The organism is Aquimarina sp. 2-A2, from assembly GCF_045505135.1.
GTDB classification, from domain to species: domain Bacteria; phylum Bacteroidota; class Bacteroidia; order Flavobacteriales; family Flavobacteriaceae; genus Aquimarina; species Aquimarina intermedia.
Genome location: NZ_JBJKFI010000002.1, coordinates 288,734 through 306,488, shown reverse-complemented (window position 1 = coordinate 306,488; position 17,755 = coordinate 288,734). Strand labels below are relative to the sequence as shown.

Sequence of the window (17,755 nt, the reverse complement as noted above, 5' to 3'; positions counted from 1 at the left end):
ATTGACCTAGTATTTATAAAAAATATTGTGAAGCCTTATTATATAGGGTGTTTGACAAGTTTTGAGAAGATAATTAGAAACTATAAATAATGCCATTTTTACTTAGTGACAAAATGGCTTTGATATATACATATGACGAAAACCAAATTTACTACGCTTGACAGTTTGTCATTACAAGGAATAGATGAAGATGCAGAGTTGATCCCTTTAATGACTCCTGAAGACGAAGAAGAAATTAATAATGAAGAACTTCCTGAAGTTCTACCCATTTTACCTTTACGTAATACGGTACTTTTTCCTGGAGTTGTGATTCCTATCACAGCAGGAAGAGATAAATCAATTAAATTACTGGACGATGCTAATTTAGGTAATAAGACTATTGGAGTAGTATCCCAAAAAGAAGAAGAAATAGAAAATCCGACTTCAAACGATATCAATCAAATAGGAGTTGTTGCCCGAATTTTAAGAGTTTTAAAAATGCCTGACGGCAATACCACAGTAATTCTGCAAGGTAAAAAACGATTTGAAATTTCTGATATACTGCAGGAAGAGCCGTACATTAAAGCAAAGATTACAGCGGTCCCTGAAGCCCGACCAGCCAAAGAAAGTAAAGAGTTTGGAGCAATCATTGAGTCGATTAAAGAATTGGCTTTAGAAATTATTAAAGAAAGTCCTAACATCCCGTCAGAAGCTTCTTTTGCTATTAAAAATATAGAGAGTAACTCGTTCTTAATCAATTTTGTATCGAGCAATCTTAATCTCCCGATCGGGGAAAAGCAGAAAATTTTAGAAATTAATGATCTGAAGGATCGTGCATTGTCTGCTCTAAAATATATGAATGTTGAATTCCAGAAGCTTGAATTACGTAATGATATTCAAAGCAAGGTTCAACATGACATGAGCAAGCAGCAAAGAGAATATTTCTTGCACCAGCAAATGAAAACTATTCAAGAAGAGCTTGGTGGGGTATCTCACGAAGATGAGATTGAAGAAATGAAGACGCGTAGTAAGGATAAAAAGTGGAGTAAAAAAGTTAAGGAGCACTTTGAGAAAGAACTTTCCAAAATGCGCAGGATGAACCCTCAGGTGGCCGAATATTCTATACAGCGTAATTACCTCGATCTCTTTTTGGATCTGCCATGGAACAAATTCTCCAAAGATAAGTTCGATCTCAAGCGTGCAATGAAAATTCTTGACAGAGATCATTATGGGCTTGACGAGGTTAAAAAGCGAATTATAGAGTACTTAGCGGTACTTAAACTTCGTAATGATATGAAATCTCCCATTTTGTGTTTATATGGACCTCCGGGAGTTGGTAAAACCTCTTTGGGTAAATCTGTAGCAGAAGCTCTGGGTAGAGAATATGTTCGTATTTCACTAGGTGGTTTACGTGATGAAGCTGAGATTAGAGGGCATAGGAAGACCTATATCGGAGCAATGCCGGGACGAATTATTCAAAGTTTAAAAAAGGCTGGTACAAGTAATCCTGTTTTTGTCTTGGATGAGATTGATAAACTATCTGCAGGGAATCAAGGGGATCCATCATCGGCATTACTTGAGGTATTAGATCCTGAACAAAATTCAGAATTTCATGATAACTTTTTGGAAATGGGATTTGATCTATCCAAAGTTATGTTCATAGCTACCTCTAATAGTCTAAACACTATTCAGCCTGCCTTGAGAGATCGTATGGAAATTATTAATGTAACCGGATATACAATTGAAGAAAAGGTTGAGATTGCCAAGCAGCACTTGTTACCAAAACAATTAGTAGAACATGGTCTTGATAAAAGTCACCTCAAAATTGCTAAGGCACAATTAGAAAAAATTGTAGAGGGTTACACGCGTGAGTCGGGGGTAAGAGGTCTCGAGAAACAAATTGCTAAAATGGTACGCTACGCTGCCAAGAGTATTGCAATGGAAGAGGCATATACTATCAAAGTAACAAATGAAGATATTATCGAGATTCTAGGAGCTCCCAAACTAGAACGTGATAAATATGAAAATAATGATGTAGCTGGAGTCGTAACCGGGTTGGCATGGACAAGTGTTGGAGGGGATATTTTATTTATAGAATCTATTCTTTCTAAAGGTAAAGGAAACCTTACAATTACTGGTAATTTGGGGAAAGTAATGAAGGAATCCGCCACAATTGCGATGGAATATATAAAAGCCAATGCAGATGAGCTAGGGATAGATCCTACTATTTTTGAAAAATATAATGTGCATATCCATGTACCTGAAGGTGCCACTCCAAAAGATGGCCCAAGTGCAGGTGTTACTATGCTTACATCTTTGGTGTCTTTATTTACACAACGTAAAGTGAAGAAAAGTCTTGCTATGACTGGAGAGATTACCTTAAGAGGAAAGGTGTTGCCAGTAGGAGGAATTAAGGAAAAGATCCTGGCAGCAAAGCGCGCTAGAATCAAAGAGATTATGCTTTGCGAGGATAATCGACGTGACATCGATGAAATTAAACCTGAATATCTGAAAGGCTTGAAGTTTCATTATGTTAAAGAAATGAGCGAAGTTTTACAAACAGCACTTACAAAAGAGAAAGTAAAAAATGCTAAGACATTATAATAATTAGCTTACTAGCATCAAAAAAAACCGGTTTTAAGAAACCGGTTTTTTTGATGCTACCTTTTTTTATTAGATATAATCTATGATTAGGACAAAGATTCGACCAATACGGTGTTGTATTGGGTTATATTTTTTACAACCATATCACTACCTTTAACAACTGCTTCTAAGGGATGAATACCTGTACAAACCGGTAAATTTGTAGTTCTTGCCAAACGAGAATCCAGACCTCTAAGCATTGATCCACCACCTGTCAAATAAATTCCACTATCATAAATATCAGCAGATATTTCTGGCGGAATTGTGCTCAAGGTATCTATGATAGCATTCTCAATTTGCTGTATAGATTGATCGATACTTCTTGCAATATCACGATGAGATATTTCGATCTCTTTTGGTTTTCCGCTCAAGACATCCCTACCTCGAACTAATTCTTTTTCCGGAATGGTATCCAAAATTTCGGAAGCTGCACCCACGCTAATTTTGATTTCCTCTGCAGTGCTTTCTCCAATATGTAAATTGTGAAAATCCCGAATGTAGTTGGCTATATTTTCATTAAAGGTGTTCCCAGCTATTTTTACAGATTGACCACTAATAATTTTGCCCATACATATCACCGCAATTTCTGTGGTACCACCGCCAATATCGATCACCATAGAACCTTTGGGTTGCAAGACATCAATACCACTACCTATCGCAGCAGCAACAGGTTCATGAATTAACAAAATTTTGTTTGCATTAAGTCTTTTAGCAGATTCCTTTACCGCTCTAATTTCTACATCGGTGCTTCCACATGGAATAGATATTATCATAGTGTAGGAAGAAGTGAAATAGGAAGAATGATGCATTTTTACCAACTTAAAAAAAGAGGAGAGCATCATTTCAGCAGCTTCAAAATTAGCAATCATTCCATCCTTAAAGGGGTAAAGCGTTTTTATGTTTTCATTTATTTTACCTCTCATTAAACCTGCTTCTTTACCTGCTGCTCGAATTTTTCCGGTTAATTTATCAATTGCTAGTATCGAGGGGTGAGCAACAACTAATTTGCCATTGCAAGTTATAAGTGTATTTGAGGTGCCAAGATCTATTGCAACTTTTTCATTTAAAAAATCAAAAAATCCCATACGTTCTAGTAGTTTTGAGGTTAAGTTTCCCTGAATTATTAAAGTTCAAAACTCTAATAATCAATATATATAACGTAAAGCAGTAAGGGATATTGTTGTGTATTGTATAACCCTCTGTCTATAAGGTGTTTGTATGAGGGTTACAGTACTGTTAATAAACAAGCTTAATCTTGGTAAGAATGCATGCATATTCTTTATATTTTTGTGAAAGATATAAGATTGGTTAGCTGGCTATGCTTAACTGACGAAGTTATACAAACAACAACTTAAGTTTGGAAAAAAAGATAATTATAGCAATTGACGGACACTCATCCACTGGTAAAAGTACAGTAGCAAAGCAGCTGGCTAAGGCTTTAGGGTATATTTATGTAGACACAGGTGCTATGTATCGAGCAGTTACGCTGTATGCAATGAGAAAATGTTTCATAAAAGATTCACATTTTAATCAAGAAGCGATAGAACGCTATTTACCATTTATTAATATAAAATTTAAGCTTAATAAAAAAACGGGAATTGCGGAAGTTCTTTTAAATAACGAAAATGTCGAAAATGAAATTCGAAAATTATCTGTTTCTAATAATGTAAGTCAAATTGCAGCTATTTCTCTTGTACGACAAAAATTAGTTCAACAACAAAAATTAATGGGGGCAGAGCGTGGCATTGTAATGGACGGCCGTGATATTGGAACCGTGGTTTTTCCGGACGCTGAATTGAAAATCTTCATGACGGCAACTGCTAAAGATCGTGCAGAACGTCGTTATAAAGAAATTACTGAGCGTGGTGAACAAGTGTCCTATGAGGACGTGCTTAAAAATGTGGTAAATCGTGATCACATAGACAGCACCCGCAAAGATTCTCCCTTACGTAAAGCAGAGGATGCGATAACCATCGATAACTCTAATATGACTTTGGATGAGCAATTCCAGAAAATACTGGAACTTGCGAAACAAGCTGCTTCTACAAAAGAAAGGTAAAGCTATAATTTATTCGCTACAACAGTGTCTGCTTTAAAATCAGTACAGAGGTAATAGGTCTGAGAAGGTCTTACCCATTCTATTAATCGTTTTGTTTTATCAAGTTCTTCACTCCATAATATCAGCACTCGATTCAATCTTAAAACCAGATCCCCAACCTCTTGATGTTGTGCAATAGATGGATCTGATATTTGATAAAAATGTTTTTCTTCTAAAACTTTATAAGCTAGACCATCATTCAAAATTATTTGATCCCGATATTCATAAATCACTTTAGTGTCTGATAAACACTGCGCAAATTGAATAGTAGGTAGTAAAAGTAAAAGTATAAGTAGTTTTTTCATCATAGAATCAGTATTAGGGCAAAATGCTAAATTACGGTTTTACCACATGTATACAAAATTTTATGTTAATTTTTTATATAAGTTGTTGAAAATAGGTTTTCTACGAATTATTTAAAATAAAAAAGTGGTTCGACAGCATGCTGTCGAACCACTTTTAAAATTATCATCTTTTATTTAATTTTTGACTATCTGATGGTTTGAAACCTTCCCGTTTATTGATAAGGTCAAAATGTACGAACCTGATTCCAATTCTGATACATCAATTACCTTTGATTCTAAGGCACCTTGACTAATAGTACGACCCAGTAAATCTCTTAAAATGAAATTACCATTACGTCCATTAGTTGAGACATTCACTGTGTTCTCAAAACGTATAGGATTAGGGTATAGTCTAATTTTGAAAGCTTCAGTTGTTTCAAAATTATTTATAGATACTCCTCTTGAAGTCCCACCTATGGTAAATGTAGTGCTCTCTGATGCTCCAAAAGCTCCACCCGAAGCGAGTGTAGTTGTTCCTGAAGTTAATGAATAAGAACCACTTCCATAAGAACAGCATATCCCATCACCGTAAGAATCACTTACGGTAAATGTATAAGTTCCTGCATCTAAGCATTCAGTTAATGCAATAGTAGATCCATCTGGTTGACTGGCATACGTACCACCGGATGCAACGACCTGACTAGAGGCATTGGTAATTTGCCAGCTAGTTTCTTCTGGATAGTTATCAAATGTAATACTAAGATTTACATCAGTGCACGATGGAGGATTCACCACGTTAGAACTCAGACTAACTGCATCAACTGCTATATCACTTTGCCATGTTGTACCTGAAATACCTACAAAACGTATTTGTATAGAGGAACCTATATAGCTGGTTAAATTTACAGTAGCATCTAGCCAGCTGTTACCTTGGTTTCCTGATTTAAACCATTCTTGTGACCATGTTGAACCATTATCGTTACTTACTTCGATTGCTAAACTTCCTAAGGAAGCCGCTCCATACATATGATATTTAAAATTGAAATTAGCAGCAGTTAACCCATTTAGGTCGAAACAACCTGAAGTCAGAATTGCTTTTTTATTTGGATAGCCTGTACCGTTTCCGGAAGCTTCCAAATAAATATAGTACGTACCACTACTAGCAGAAGAAGGTCCCGTATTGGATGAAGGCGTACCATTTGCATCAATTGTCCAGTTGATATTATCTGCTGTTGATTGCGTCCAGGTACCTAAAGTATTTTCAAAACTTTCATTATAAGGATAACTTGTAAAGCCCCCTGTACATCCACTTCCACCTGTACCGGGTAGCGTGTTGAAAGTAGCTGTGTTGCTATCTCCTGAAATATTACCTGCAGCATCTTTTGCTTGTACTTTGAAGGAATACGCAGTGTTAGCAGTCAAACCAGTAACTACAAAAGAGTTTGTAGTACTTGATGCGAATAACGAGGTTCCATTATAAATATCATAGCCTGTCACACCAACATTATCTGTGGAAGCATTCCAATTCAACGTTGCACTTGTCTGAGTAATATTGCTCGCTACTAAACTCGTAGGAGCGGTAGGTGCTTGTGTATCACTAGAGCCACCAGTAATGGTAAAGTTGGTATTGGAAATATCAAAAAAGATGTTTCCTGATCCGCGTACCATTATTCTATTTTGAGTACCTTGAACATTTGGAACTGTAATCGCGTGTGAACCATCATTGGCAACAGCGGTTGCAAGTGTTTGCGTGTAGGTATCTCCTCCGTCAGTTGACAATAGGATATCCACATTAGCCGCATTAATTCCGTTAGCAGTAGTTCCTGCCACATCCCAAGTAATTGTTTGCGTAGATCCAGCTGACCAACTAACTGCGGTATTTGGTGATGTAAGGAGGAATGGTCCTGCATTTGCAGTAACATTTACTCTCATATCATCACTATTATTTCCTGCGCCACCTACTTTATTATCACGAACTGTCAATCTAAAGTTGAGTGCTCGGGTAACATTTGGAACGGCTTCCCATTGCCAAGAGGTAGCCCCTGTCTTGATTGTTGATAATCTAGGGAAATAACGCTGATTAGAGGCAGTAGGATTATTAGATCTAAAGGCAACACCTGTAGTTCCGTTAACACTTGGATACGTAGTAGCAGCATTGTTTTCGTCAGCCTGCTCCCAGCAGTAGGTTAGGCTATCACCATTAGCATCAGATGCCTGACCGGTTAATACAAATGGAGTGCCTCTTGGAATCGTATAATCGGCACCAGCATTAACCACTGGAATTGCATTTCCGGTTGCAGTGTTTATTTGACAAGAAGTACTTTTTACGTAATTGGTTACCTGTTGTATAGAAAAGAAATGGAAATAGGGGTCACTATTTTGCTGCACATCGGTAGCTCCTGTGATTCCTGCATATCCCATTATTGTTGAACCACTACCAGGCTCAAAGTGGGCATTCGTACTTTCGTTACGAAAAGAAAAGGTGTGGTTTGCTCCAAACTGATGACCAATCTCGTGAGCAACATAATCGATATCAAAAGCATCTCCCTGTGGCGTACTTCTAGAAGTAAATCCACTTCCTTTGCTTCCATTGACGCATACGCAACCGATACAGCCAGCGTTACCATTGTCACCTGCCTTTGCAAACAAATGTCCGATATCATAATTTGCTTCTCCGATCACACTTGTCAATGTGGATTGTAATTCACTGTTAAAGTTACCTCCATACGGATCTGTACTTGCATTTGTGTAAACAACAGCATCGTTATTTGCGATAAGCACCATGGTTACAGCAAAATCATTTTCAAAAACTCCATTAACACGAGTCATAGTTGCATTAATTGCTGCCATAGCTCCGGCCTTTGTACCTCCGTGAAACTGTGTGTATTCACCATTGGTAGAAACAGCCAATCGATACGTACGTAAGGTACTATCATCAGCATTCCTCGTCATATTAGAAGCACGTTGTGTAGATTCTTTTTCCTCTACCATACATCTAAGATTATTTAAAGTCGCTGGTTTGTCTTTTCTCTGATATACAGAATAGACACCATTGGCAGTAAATGGTTCTATGAATACGGCATCAGAATTTCCACCTAATCGCATACTTTGCAAACCATTAGGAGATATACTAAACCGTATCGTTTTACTTTGATCATCCAAGCCCTGACCTGCATATGATTTAATATTAGGATATTTTGCAGCCAAATCGGGATGCATTACCGGCGCTTCTAAGACGCTATACGACTCTAACTCCCCTGTAGCATTTGGGAATTGAACGATTGCCGAAGGTCGATTCGAAGATTTGCCACGTATTGGCAGATCTTGTAACATGGTATTCATTTGTTCAATATCCAAGCTGAACAATAAATTTCCTGGTACTTCCTGATTAACTCCCTGAGTAGCATTTCTAGAGCTTTGAACTCTGTTCCATGGATTGACTTGGGAAAAGCCAATACTTACAAGGAACAAAATTGTTAAAAAAGATAATTTTGTTTTCATTATTTGTGAAAGTTTGTGTTTGTAGACTGCAAATATATAAATAAAGCAAGTTAATACTTAATTTATTGGATTATTGTAAGTTAAAATTATATAATTATACGATATTCTCAATCAAACTACGGTTTTCCCATACTTATTTGAATATAGGACAAAAAAAGACCGCGAATTTCGCGGTCTTTTCATTAAACAATTTTTTCAATTTTAAATATTAGGAATAATTAACTCCTGGTCAGGATGAATTACGTCGGGATTTTTGAGAATCGAACGATTTGCCTCAAAAATAGCCGTATATTTCATGGGATCCTTATAATAGTGTTTTGCAATTTTACTTAAAGACTCTCCTTTTTTCACTGTATGTTTATGATATATAGAGGAGTCAGCTACTTTTATGTCAGCCTGTATATCTGATGGATTTTCGCCTCCAATTTGTTTTATTTTATCCCAAAGTATGTTTTTTTCATACTGTGTTTGTGTGGTTCCATTAATTTTTAAAACTCCATTTTCTTCCTGCACATCGCCATTTTGAACATTTAATTGTTCTCCCAAGTCTAAAACTTCTTGATATTTTGATTTAACCATTTTTATAAATTTAGAGTTAATAATAGTATACTATCAAATATAATGTTATAAATATATGGTGTATGTGAAAATTTATACAAAAAAGATTAAATTATCGATGAAGTACAAAATTTATCTATATTCGGTTTAAAAACTAGAGTTAAATATGTTCCGTAAGCGATACTATTATATTATAGAATTACAATATTTGGGTTTTAGATACCATGGGTGGCAGAAACAGCCTAAGGTAAATACATTACAACGCATGACCGAGAGAACTGTGGCTTATGTTTTAGGACATACAAATTTTAAAATTTTAGCTTCAGGAAGAACAGATGCCAAAGTCTCTGCTAACTGCACATTTGTAGAACTCTTTGTGGATAATGAAGACCTTCAGTCTGATTTTTTTGAGGAATTTAATGCTAATCTTCCTCAGGACATTCGTGCGCTATCCGTAAAAGAGACAGATGCGAATTTTAATATCATTCAGCACCCAAAATTAAAAGAGTATATTTATTTTTTCTCCTTTGGTGAAAAGTTTCACCCTTTTTGCGCCCCTTTTATGCTTTATTATAAAAGCCAGTTGGATATCCAGAAAATGCAAGAAGCGGCTAAGTTATTTGAAGGAAACCACGATTTTAGAAGCTATTGCCATCGTCCTACCAAGGATACGGTTACAAGTGGATCTATTGAGGTATGCGAAATAGTAAGAAACGATATCTATACCGCCAATTTTTTCCCTGAAGATAGTTATATGCTTCGAGTCAAAGGATTGGGATTTAAAAGGAATCAAATTCGGTTGATGATGGGCGCTCTGTTAGATGTAGGCTCAGGAAAAATCGATATAGCGTTTATAAAAAGCACCCTCAATCCTGAGCTGGATCGCATTCCGTTAGAACACATAGCACCCGGATCGGGTTTAATGCTTAATTCTGTTGAATTTTTAGATGCTATATAATTATTGCATATCATCCTGTTTAAGGGCAGCAAGCGCAACTTTTATCACATTATAGGGGATAGCCTCTTCAAAATACTCATAAAAAGCCTTCAACGTATCCGGATTATTTAGTTCAGTTTGTGCTTTTTTGACTGCTTCAAAATCTGCCGAATCAACTAAGCTTCGATAACGAATCGTTTCTCCTGCTTCAGAAAGCTTAAGGAGATGTGAAAGAATGGTACTCTCGGTTAATTTTCGTTCTTGAGCCATCTCAGGAATAGTTAGACCTTCTCGATACGCGGTTAAGGTTTCTCCTAAAGTGTTACTTTTTTTCTTTTTCTTTGGTTTCTTTTTTACAGTAAATGCTCTTATTTCTTTTATAAAATCATAACCGTAATCCTGCATTTTCTGTCTTCCAACCCCATTAATTTGCATGAACTCTGCATCTGTTGTTGGACGTATTTGTTCCATCTCTTTTAAGGTAGCATCATTAAAAATTTGATATGCAGGAATAGCTGCCTTTTTTGCCAAAGATAAACGCAGTGACCGCAGTCGCTCAAACAGGCTCGTGGCATCTCTTAATTTAGTTGCCGATGTGTTATGCTGCTCTTTTTCTTTTATGCTAGCCAGATTTGCTAATTGTACCTGTTCTTTCTCAAAAAGGACTTTCTTGGATAATGCAGTAAGTTTGAGTCGGTTTTTTTGATGAAAAGCGATTTCAATATACCCAAGGTTCATTAATTGTATAAAGTAGTATTGCCAATCCAACCATGAAATTTCCTTGGCGATACCATACACGGTAAGTTGCTGGTAGTTTCGATCCAAGACAACTGCATTCTTGGCACCTCGAATCACATCAATAACTGTACCTATGGGTTCACTTTCTCTAAGCCGAGCAACCGCCGATAAGGCTTTCTGTGCCAGTAGCGTACCATCTATAAAATCAGGAGGGTTCTTGCAAACATCACAGTTTCCACAATCCTCTTCGATTAATTCTCCGAAATAACTAAGTAATATTTTACGTCGGCAGGTAAGTGCCTCGGCGTATTGTTTCATTCGTTCCAACTTGGCTTCTTGTACTTCCTTATTACCCGATGTCGTATTAAATTTCTGGAGCTGGATAATATCGGCGTAACTATGAAACAGTAGTGTAGAGGAGGGGAGTCCGTCACGTCCTGCTCTCCCTATTTCTTGATAATAACTCTCCAGATTTTTAGGTAAATTGTAATGAATTACCCAACGTACATTCGATTTATCGATCCCCATACCGAAGGCAATGGTTGCACAGACAATAGGTAATGTATCATTAACAAAATCTTCCTGAACTTTTGATCGTTGTTCATGTGACATTCCCGCGTGATAAGCCGAAGCCTTGAATCCATTCGCTTCAAGTTTCCCAGCCAATTCCTCGGTAGTTTTACGGCTCAAGCAATATACAATTCCGCTGCTATCAGAATGTAAATCGATAAAATCTACAATTTGATCAATTCGTTTATTTGCAGGCCGTACTTCTAAAGCCAAATTTTGTCTGTCAAATGAAGCCAAGTGTTGCGTTGCATGCGGTATATTAAGTTGATTACAGATATCTGCACGTGTGGCTTTGTCTGCTGTAGCTGTCAATGCGATTATCGGAACTCCGGAGTATTTATTTTTCAAGTATCCCAATTGTTTATAGGCAGGACGAAAATCATGTCCCCAGGATGAAATACAATGCGCTTCATCAATGGCGATTAAACTGATAGGAATAGAAGATAATTCTTCCTGTAAAAAGGATAGACTTTCTGGTGCAACGTATAATAGCTTTAATGTTTTTTCCTTTAATTGTTTAAAAATTAAAGTTTGCTCTGATTCTTTTTGACTACTGTTCAAATAGGCTGCTGGTATCCCATTTGCAACGAGTCCATCGACCTGATCTTTCATCAAGGCTATCAAAGGAGAAATTACGATGGTAATGTTTGGAAGGAGTAAGGCAGGTAACTGAAAACAAATAGATTTACCTCCACCCGTAGGCATAATTACAAGGTTATCTTCTCCTTTAAAAACGGAAGAAATAATCTTTTCTTGTAGCGGTCTAAAACTTTCGTAACCGAAGTATTCTTTTAAAGTTTCTTTGATTTTTTTTAATTCTGGCATAGGTGCGCAAAGGAACAAAATTTGAACACATTCTAAAGAAAGGAATTCGAAATTTATTTAAAATCCCGAACTTGCAATCAGTAGTGTAAAATCATATAAATTCTTTTACTAAGTTTACGCTATCCTTAGTTTAAACATAATATTTTGGATAAATGATGAGAAAGCCTAAGCATAAAAAAAGAAAGAAGAAAGTAACGCATCTTAATCAAATTCCCGGTGCTTTGGTGTATACGGGAGAGAAAGAATCACAAGATGTGGTTGTTGAAGTCATAAATTATAATGCAAATTTTTATGGAAGAAAAGATTCCAAAACCGTGGAAGATGCTTTTGATTTTAAAGGAACAGAACATATCTCATGGATAAATGTAAATGGACTGAGCGCGATAAATGAAATTGAAAAGCTTGGACAACATTATGATTTACATCCTTTGATTTTGGAGGATATCGTTTCAACACAACAACGACCTAAAATTGACGAATACAGTAATTATCTTTTTATTGTTTTCAAAATGCTCTATTTCAACGAGGATAACGAATTTGTAGCTGAACATATGAGTTTAGTCTTGGGAGAAGATTTTGTCCTTACCTTTCAAGAGGCCGATGGTGATGTCTTTGATTCTTTAAGAGATCGTATTGCGAATGCAAAAGGAAGAATTCGTTCTGCAGGTGCAGACTATTTAATGTTTGCAATACTTGATGCTGTGGTAGATAATTATTTTGTTATTATCGATACTATGGGGGATAAGATAGAAGTGTTGGAGGATACCTTATTTTCACAAACCACAAACGACGGACTTACTTATGAGATACAAGATCTAAAGAAAGAAATTTTGAAGATTAGAAGATCTGTTTTTCCGTTACGCGAAGTAATTCATCGTATAGAGAGTTTGGATACGCCGCTAATTGAAGATAAAACTCAAAATTATTTGAGGGATCTGTATGACCATATCATACAAGTTTCAGAAAACATTGACATCTATCGAGAGATGATTTGGGGTCTTATGGATATGTATATGACCACTATTAGTAACCGTATGAATGAAGTCATGAAAGTATTGACCATTATGGCCTCAATATTTATACCGTTGACTTTTATGGCAGGGATTTATGGGATGAATTTTGACTATATACCGGAGTTAAAACTTAAGTATGGTTATTTTTATCTCTGGGGAGCTATGATACTTGTGTTTATAGGATTGTTATATTATTTTAAAAGAAAAAAATGGTTGTAAGGTTAGCTATCGCTAGCAAATAAATCTGAACTTAAATAGCGGTCACCCCGATCGCAAATTATAGCAACAATAACTCCGCGATCTAACGTATCAGCTAATTTTAGAGCTGCTGTAACTGCGCCACCGCTACTCATACCTGAGAACACGCCTTCTTCTTTGGCTAGTCGTCTTGCCATTTCGCCTGCTTCTTTTTCGCTAACCTCGATTACCTGGTCAACTTTTTTCGGGTTAAAAATTTTTGGTAAATATTCTTTAGGCCATTTACGGATTCCCGGTATGCTTGAATTATCTGTGGGTTGTACACCTACAATTTGAACATCTTTGGATTGTTCTTTGAGAAAAGTAGACGTTCCCATAATAGTTCCTGTAGTTCCCATTGAAGAAACGAAATGTGTGACAGCACCATCAGTATCTCGCCAAATTTCGGGTCCGGTAGTCTTGTAGTGTGCTTTCCAGTTATCATCATTTCCAAATTGATTGAGCATAATATACCCTTCATTCTTGACCTTTGACTCAGCATAATCACGTGCACCTTCAATCCCAATATCCTTTGATGTCAGGGTAACCTTGGCACCATAGGCTCGCATTGTTTGCACTCTTTCTTTCGTAGCATTTTCCGGCATAACTAATTCGATCGAAAGCTTAAAAATTCCGGCAATCATAGCAAGGGCAATGCCCGTATTTCCGCTGGTAGCTTCAATTAGATTAGAAGTCGAATCAATTTCGCCACGATCCAAAGCAGATTTAATCATATTATATGCAGCTCGATCTTTTACACTACCTCCCGGATTATGACCTTCCAGCTTTAGAAATAGAGAAATGTTTGGATTAGAAATTAAGGAAGTAGCTTTAATCAGGGGAGTATTTCCGATCAAGTTTAAAATAGTATCAGCCATTATAATGCTTTTTTAATCTTTATTTCTGAAGTATTTGAAATAATTGAATTTTCGGGAACCGAACTTGTTATCCATGTATTTCCGCCAATGATACTATTGGTGCCTATTACCGTGTCACCACCTAGGATCGTAGCATTAGCATAAATAGTCACATTATTTTCAATCGTTGGGTGTCGCTTAGTATTTCGAAGTTTCCTGTTCACATAGAGCCCACCCAGAGTCACGCCTTGATACATATTAACGTGATCTTTGATTATTACCGTCTCACCGATTACTATTCCGGTAGCATGATCAATAAAAAATGAATCTCCAATCGTGGCTCCTGGATGAATATCCGTTCCACTCAATCGATGTGCATATTCTGTCATTAGCCTAGGGACTAAGGGGAGACCAAATTTAAGTAACTGATGACTCAATCTGTAGATGGCAATGGCATAAAAACCCGGATACGCCATATAAACTTCTTCAATAGAGTTTGCAGCAGGATCATTTTTCATAAATGCCTGAGCATCCCAATTCAACTTTGTCAAAATTGTAGGTAAACACTCAAGATAGGATTGCCAAATTTTACTACAAGGTTTTTCAATTTCCCAACAAGCCAGGTCTACAAGTTCTTCAAACGTGTTTTCCAAAAGATTTACGTTTTTTGCAACTTCTGTATCCGTATCAAAGAGTGTATAAAACAAAAGATTGGTGAAATACTCCGTCTTCTCTTTTAATTTTAATTTTAAATTCGGATTTTTCTTTTGTTCCTGTATTTTGGCTATTATTGCGGCTCTTTCTTCAGTCATATTAGACAATATCTTAAACAGTAAAGATATAGATAATCTTCACAATTCTGTTTGATTAATCCATAAAACCTTATGGGAAGCTATCATTACTTTAAAGTTTCGTTAATAGTGAATTTAAAAGCTAGTTTTTAGTATTTTTAGGTCAAAGATACCCTCTATGCAACAAGTACCCGAGTCAATTTTCTCGTTCCTAAAAGATCTAAAAAAAAATAATGACAGGGACTGGATGTCCGAAAATAAGACGCGTTATAAAGACGGGGAAACACACTTAAAAAGATTTTACGAAACAATTAAGGAAAAACTCAATGAGAAGGATGAGATTGAAAAAGTCAAAATTTTTAGGATAAACAGAGATATACGCTTTAGTAAAGATAAAACACCTTATAATATTCATCGCAGTGCAAGTTTTAGCAGAGCTGGTTTGCAAAGACGTGGTGGGTATTATCTACGTATTGAAGCTGGTAACAGCCGAGTTGCAGGTGGATTTTTTAACCCTAATCCTCAAGATCTTTTAAGAATTCGAAAGGAATTTGCTTTAGATGATAGTGAAATCCGTGAAATATTGGAGCAAAAAGATTTTAAGAAAGCCTTTGGTGGGTTTAGCACATTGAATCAGGTTAAAACTGCACCAAAAGGATTTAGTAAGGACCATCCTGCTATTGATTTAATTCGTAATAAATCGTTTGTGTTTTCTCATGCTTTTACAGATGAGGAAGTTTTGGCTCCAGACTTCGCTGACAATATTATATATCATTATGAATTATTACGACCTTTTTTTGATTATATGAGTGATGTTTTGACCACGGATTTAAATGGGGAACCCTTGATTTAGGATATACATATTAAAAATTAAAATGATTACTATGAAAAGAATTGCAATAAATGGATTTGGAAGAATTGGAAGAGCTGCTCTCAAAATATTAATGGAAGATACTGACTGCGAGATTGTTGCTGTTAATGATCTTATGCCAATTGAATCTGCTAGCTACTTACTCAAATATGATAGCGTGTATGGTATTTATGATAAAGAGGTAAGTGTAGCCAACGATAAGCTGAAAGTCGGTGAGCATTTAATTCATTTTTTCAATGAAAAAGATCCCGCCCAACTTCCTTGGAAAGAAAATGCCGTCGACATTGTAATTGAAAGTACCGGTTTTTTCACAAAAAGAGAGGACGCCGAAAAACACATACATGCCGGAGCTACAAATGTTATTATTTCTGGACCCACTAAGAGTAAAGATACTCCGATGGTTGTTCACGGTGTGAATACCACAGAAGGAAAAACTGCGATTTTTTCCTGTGCCAGTTGCACCACCAATAACATAAGTCCCGTAGTTGAGATTTTAGGAAGAAGAATTGGAATTCAAAAAGCCATTTTGAATACAATCCACGCCTACACAGCTTCACAATCATTGGTAGATGGTTCATCAAAGAAAAACCCACGAATGGGTAGAGCAGGAGCGATCAATCTAGTACCGACTTCAACAGGAGCAGCAATTGCCACGACAAAAGTGTTGCCAGAGTTTGAAGGTAAGTTTGATGGGGTAGCTATACGAACACCTGTTCCTGTTGGATCGGTAAGTGATGTTACTTTTATTGCATCCCGTAGTACCAGTCCGGAAGAAATAAATAAAATTTTACAGGAAGAAGCTACAACTGACCGATATGCAGAAGTATTGGATGTCACGCACGAACCTATAGTTTCTTCAGACATTAAACAAAACACGTACGCATCTGTTGTGGATGCATCCATGACAAGAGTTGTCGATGGAGATTTGGTAAAACTTATGATTTGGTATGATAATGAGTGGGGTTTTACCAGTCAAATGATCAGGCAGCTAAAAGAAATTTAGATAAAATATTATTAATTAAAAAGCCGTATGAATTAGTTTCATACGGCTTTTTATATACTAGTTTATAGAATCAAACAATACGTTTTATTACTCTCAGTTTGTGGGTGTGTGTGCGTTTTTCAGTATTGAAGATTCCGGTATGATCAAGACGATCTACCCGCACATGACCGTGTGCATGGATTATATAATTATCCTGCATAATAATGCCCACATGTGTTATGGCACCCTCATCATTATCAAAAAAAGCTAAATCTCCGGGTTCACTTTCCTCAATAAAGCTTAAAGCTTCACCTTGAGTGGCTTGTTGAGAGGCATCTCTAAGTAGTTTATAGCCGTTTAATTTATAAACCATTTGCGTGAAACCACTACAATCAATTCCGAATATAGTTTTACCACCCCACAAATATGGTGCGTTAAGAAATAAATAGGCAGTTTCTACTAGCTTGCTTTTTGCACCTTTTTTTTCAATACGAATACCATCATAGCTGTGTCTGAAAACGTCTAAAGCTACTAAAGATGAACCAAATGGAATTGGTAAGAGTTGTTTGTTTTCAGTACTTACAAATTCAACCATATCGCCAACCAAACTTACTGGTTTGTCCGCTATATCTTTATAGGTAGCTTCATCAATTTCCAGATATTGCTTATTATCAATCCAACCTTCATACTTATCGAAAGCTAGTCTAATGCGACTCCATTTTTTTCGTTGTTCCAAAACTTTGAAATGCTCGCCATAAAAAACTTGAGAAACCATTTCACTTGGATCTCTAGGCTCAAAACGCAGAGGAACAATACTAAGATTGCAAATACCGTATTGCATGTAAATGTTATAAGTTAATTAATCTTATGC

General features: G+C 36.4%; 14 protein-coding genes. 6 read left to right on the top strand and 8 right to left on the bottom strand.

The window, feature by feature from the left end; genetic code table 11:
* The first annotated feature begins 132 nt into the window (after positions 1 to 132).
* A complete protein-coding gene (gene lon, locus ACJRPK_RS06805) occupies positions 133 to 2,583 on the top strand; it encodes an endopeptidase La (protein WP_407139183.1) in 2,451 nt (816 codons plus the stop codon).
* 86 nt (positions 2,584 to 2,669) lie between these two features.
* Here lon and ACJRPK_RS06800 read toward each other — a convergent pair whose 3' ends face one another.
* Entirely contained in the window at positions 2,670 to 3,707 is a 1,038-nt protein-coding gene (locus tag ACJRPK_RS06800; RefSeq protein ID WP_407139182.1) for a rod shape-determining protein, read from the bottom strand.
* Positions 3,708 to 3,979: 272 nt separating this feature from the next.
* On the opposite strand from ACJRPK_RS06800, the gene cmk reads away from it, so the two are divergent.
* Positions 3,980 to 4,681 carry a (d)CMP kinase gene (gene cmk / locus ACJRPK_RS06795; protein ID WP_407139181.1) on the top strand — a complete coding sequence of 234 codons (702 nt, stop codon included), beginning with the start codon at positions 3,980 to 3,982 and terminating at the stop codon, positions 4,679 to 4,681.
* A 2-nt stretch (positions 4,682 to 4,683) separates the two neighbouring features.
* Here cmk and ACJRPK_RS06790 read toward each other — a convergent pair whose 3' ends face one another.
* From ACJRPK_RS06790 to ACJRPK_RS06780, 3 genes are all read right to left on the bottom strand, one after another.
* Positions 4,684 to 5,028: a hypothetical protein gene (locus ACJRPK_RS06790; protein WP_407139180.1), complete on the bottom strand. Its 345-nt coding sequence runs from the start codon at positions 5,026 to 5,028 to the stop codon at positions 4,684 to 4,686.
* 171 nt (positions 5,029 to 5,199) lie between these two features.
* On the bottom strand, positions 5,200 to 8,505 hold the full coding sequence (locus ACJRPK_RS06785; RefSeq protein ID WP_407139179.1) for a reprolysin-like metallopeptidase: 3,306 nt from the start codon (positions 8,503 to 8,505) through the stop codon (positions 5,200 to 5,202).
* A gap of 201 nt (positions 8,506 to 8,706) precedes the next feature.
* Positions 8,707 to 9,084 carry a LysM peptidoglycan-binding domain-containing protein gene (locus tag ACJRPK_RS06780; RefSeq protein WP_148782177.1) on the bottom strand — a complete coding sequence of 126 codons (378 nt, stop codon included), beginning with the start codon at positions 9,082 to 9,084 and terminating at the stop codon, positions 8,707 to 8,709.
* 145 nt (positions 9,085 to 9,229) lie between these two features.
* Between ACJRPK_RS06780 and ACJRPK_RS06775 the strand changes: the two genes are divergently transcribed.
* Positions 9,230 to 10,021, top strand: a complete 792-nt coding sequence (locus ACJRPK_RS06775; protein ID WP_407139178.1) for a tRNA pseudouridine synthase A — start codon at positions 9,230 to 9,232, stop codon at positions 10,019 to 10,021.
* On the opposite strand, the gene recQ is transcribed toward ACJRPK_RS06775, so the two are convergent.
* Positions 10,022 to 12,133 (bottom strand): DNA helicase RecQ, encoded by a 2,112-nt coding sequence (gene recQ, locus ACJRPK_RS06770; RefSeq protein WP_407139177.1) that lies wholly within the window; start codon positions 12,131 to 12,133, stop codon positions 10,022 to 10,024.
* A 152-nt stretch (positions 12,134 to 12,285) separates the two neighbouring features.
* Between recQ and corA the strand changes: the two genes are divergently transcribed.
* Positions 12,286 to 13,365, top strand: a complete 1,080-nt coding sequence (gene corA, locus ACJRPK_RS06765; RefSeq protein ID WP_407139176.1) for a magnesium/cobalt transporter CorA — start codon at positions 12,286 to 12,288, stop codon at positions 13,363 to 13,365.
* A 2-nt stretch (positions 13,366 to 13,367) separates the two neighbouring features.
* Here the strand turns inward: corA and cysM are convergent, their stop codons facing one another.
* Positions 13,368 to 14,261 (bottom strand): cysteine synthase CysM, encoded by an 894-nt coding sequence (gene cysM, locus ACJRPK_RS06760; RefSeq protein WP_407139175.1) that lies wholly within the window; start codon positions 14,259 to 14,261, stop codon positions 13,368 to 13,370.
* A complete protein-coding gene (gene epsC, locus ACJRPK_RS06755) occupies positions 14,261 to 15,052 on the bottom strand; it encodes a serine O-acetyltransferase EpsC (RefSeq protein ID WP_407139174.1) in 792 nt (263 codons plus the stop codon). Before epsC ends, cysM begins: the two co-directional genes overlap by 1 nt.
* Before the next feature lie 157 nt (positions 15,053 to 15,209).
* Between epsC and ACJRPK_RS06750 the strand changes: the two genes are divergently transcribed.
* Complete coding sequence (locus ACJRPK_RS06750) at positions 15,210 to 15,884, top strand: DUF2461 domain-containing protein (RefSeq protein WP_407139173.1); 675 nt, start codon at positions 15,210 to 15,212, stop codon at positions 15,882 to 15,884.
* Between the two features lie 31 nt (positions 15,885 to 15,915).
* Entirely contained in the window at positions 15,916 to 16,905 is a 990-nt protein-coding gene (locus ACJRPK_RS06745) for a type I glyceraldehyde-3-phosphate dehydrogenase (protein WP_407139172.1), read from the top strand.
* A gap of 70 nt (positions 16,906 to 16,975) precedes the next feature.
* Here ACJRPK_RS06745 and ACJRPK_RS06740 read toward each other — a convergent pair whose 3' ends face one another.
* Positions 16,976 to 17,725, bottom strand: coding sequence for an NlpC/P60 family protein (locus ACJRPK_RS06740; RefSeq protein ID WP_407139171.1), 750 nt, complete (start codon positions 17,723 to 17,725; stop codon positions 16,976 to 16,978).
* Between the last annotated feature and the right edge of the window lie 30 nt (positions 17,726 to 17,755).

What these genes read in the sequence shown, in the direction of transcription:
- lon (WP_407139183.1), top strand. Translation starts at nt 133, where the DNA reads ATGACGAAAACCAAATTTACTACGCTTGACAGTTTGTCATTACAAGGA.
- ACJRPK_RS06800 (WP_407139182.1), bottom strand. Translation starts at nt 3,707, where the DNA reads ATGGGATTTTTTGATTTTTTAAATGAAAAAGTTGCAATAGATCTTGGC.
- ACJRPK_RS06790 (WP_407139180.1), bottom strand. Translation starts at nt 5,028, where the DNA reads ATGATGAAAAAACTACTTATACTTTTACTTTTACTACCTACTATTCAA.
- ACJRPK_RS06785 (WP_407139179.1), bottom strand. Translation starts at nt 8,505, where the DNA reads ATGAAAACAAAATTATCTTTTTTAACAATTTTGTTCCTTGTAAGTATT.
- ACJRPK_RS06780 (WP_148782177.1), bottom strand. Translation starts at nt 9,084, where the DNA reads ATGGTTAAATCAAAATATCAAGAAGTTTTAGACTTGGGAGAACAATTA.
- ACJRPK_RS06775 (WP_407139178.1), top strand. Translation starts at nt 9,230, where the DNA reads ATGTTCCGTAAGCGATACTATTATATTATAGAATTACAATATTTGGGT.
- recQ (WP_407139177.1), bottom strand. Translation starts at nt 12,133, where the DNA reads ATGCCAGAATTAAAAAAAATCAAAGAAACTTTAAAAGAATACTTCGGT.
- corA (WP_407139176.1), top strand. Translation starts at nt 12,286, where the DNA reads ATGATGAGAAAGCCTAAGCATAAAAAAAGAAAGAAGAAAGTAACGCAT.
- cysM (WP_407139175.1), bottom strand. Translation starts at nt 14,261, where the DNA reads ATGGCTGATACTATTTTAAACTTGATCGGAAATACTCCCCTGATTAAA.
- epsC (WP_407139174.1), bottom strand. Translation starts at nt 15,052, where the DNA reads ATGACTGAAGAAAGAGCCGCAATAATAGCCAAAATACAGGAACAAAAG.
- ACJRPK_RS06750 (WP_407139173.1), top strand. Translation starts at nt 15,210, where the DNA reads ATGCAACAAGTACCCGAGTCAATTTTCTCGTTCCTAAAAGATCTAAAA.
- ACJRPK_RS06745 (WP_407139172.1), top strand. Translation starts at nt 15,916, where the DNA reads ATGAAAAGAATTGCAATAAATGGATTTGGAAGAATTGGAAGAGCTGCT.
- ACJRPK_RS06740 (WP_407139171.1), bottom strand. Translation starts at nt 17,725, where the DNA reads ATGCAATACGGTATTTGCAATCTTAGTATTGTTCCTCTGCGTTTTGAG.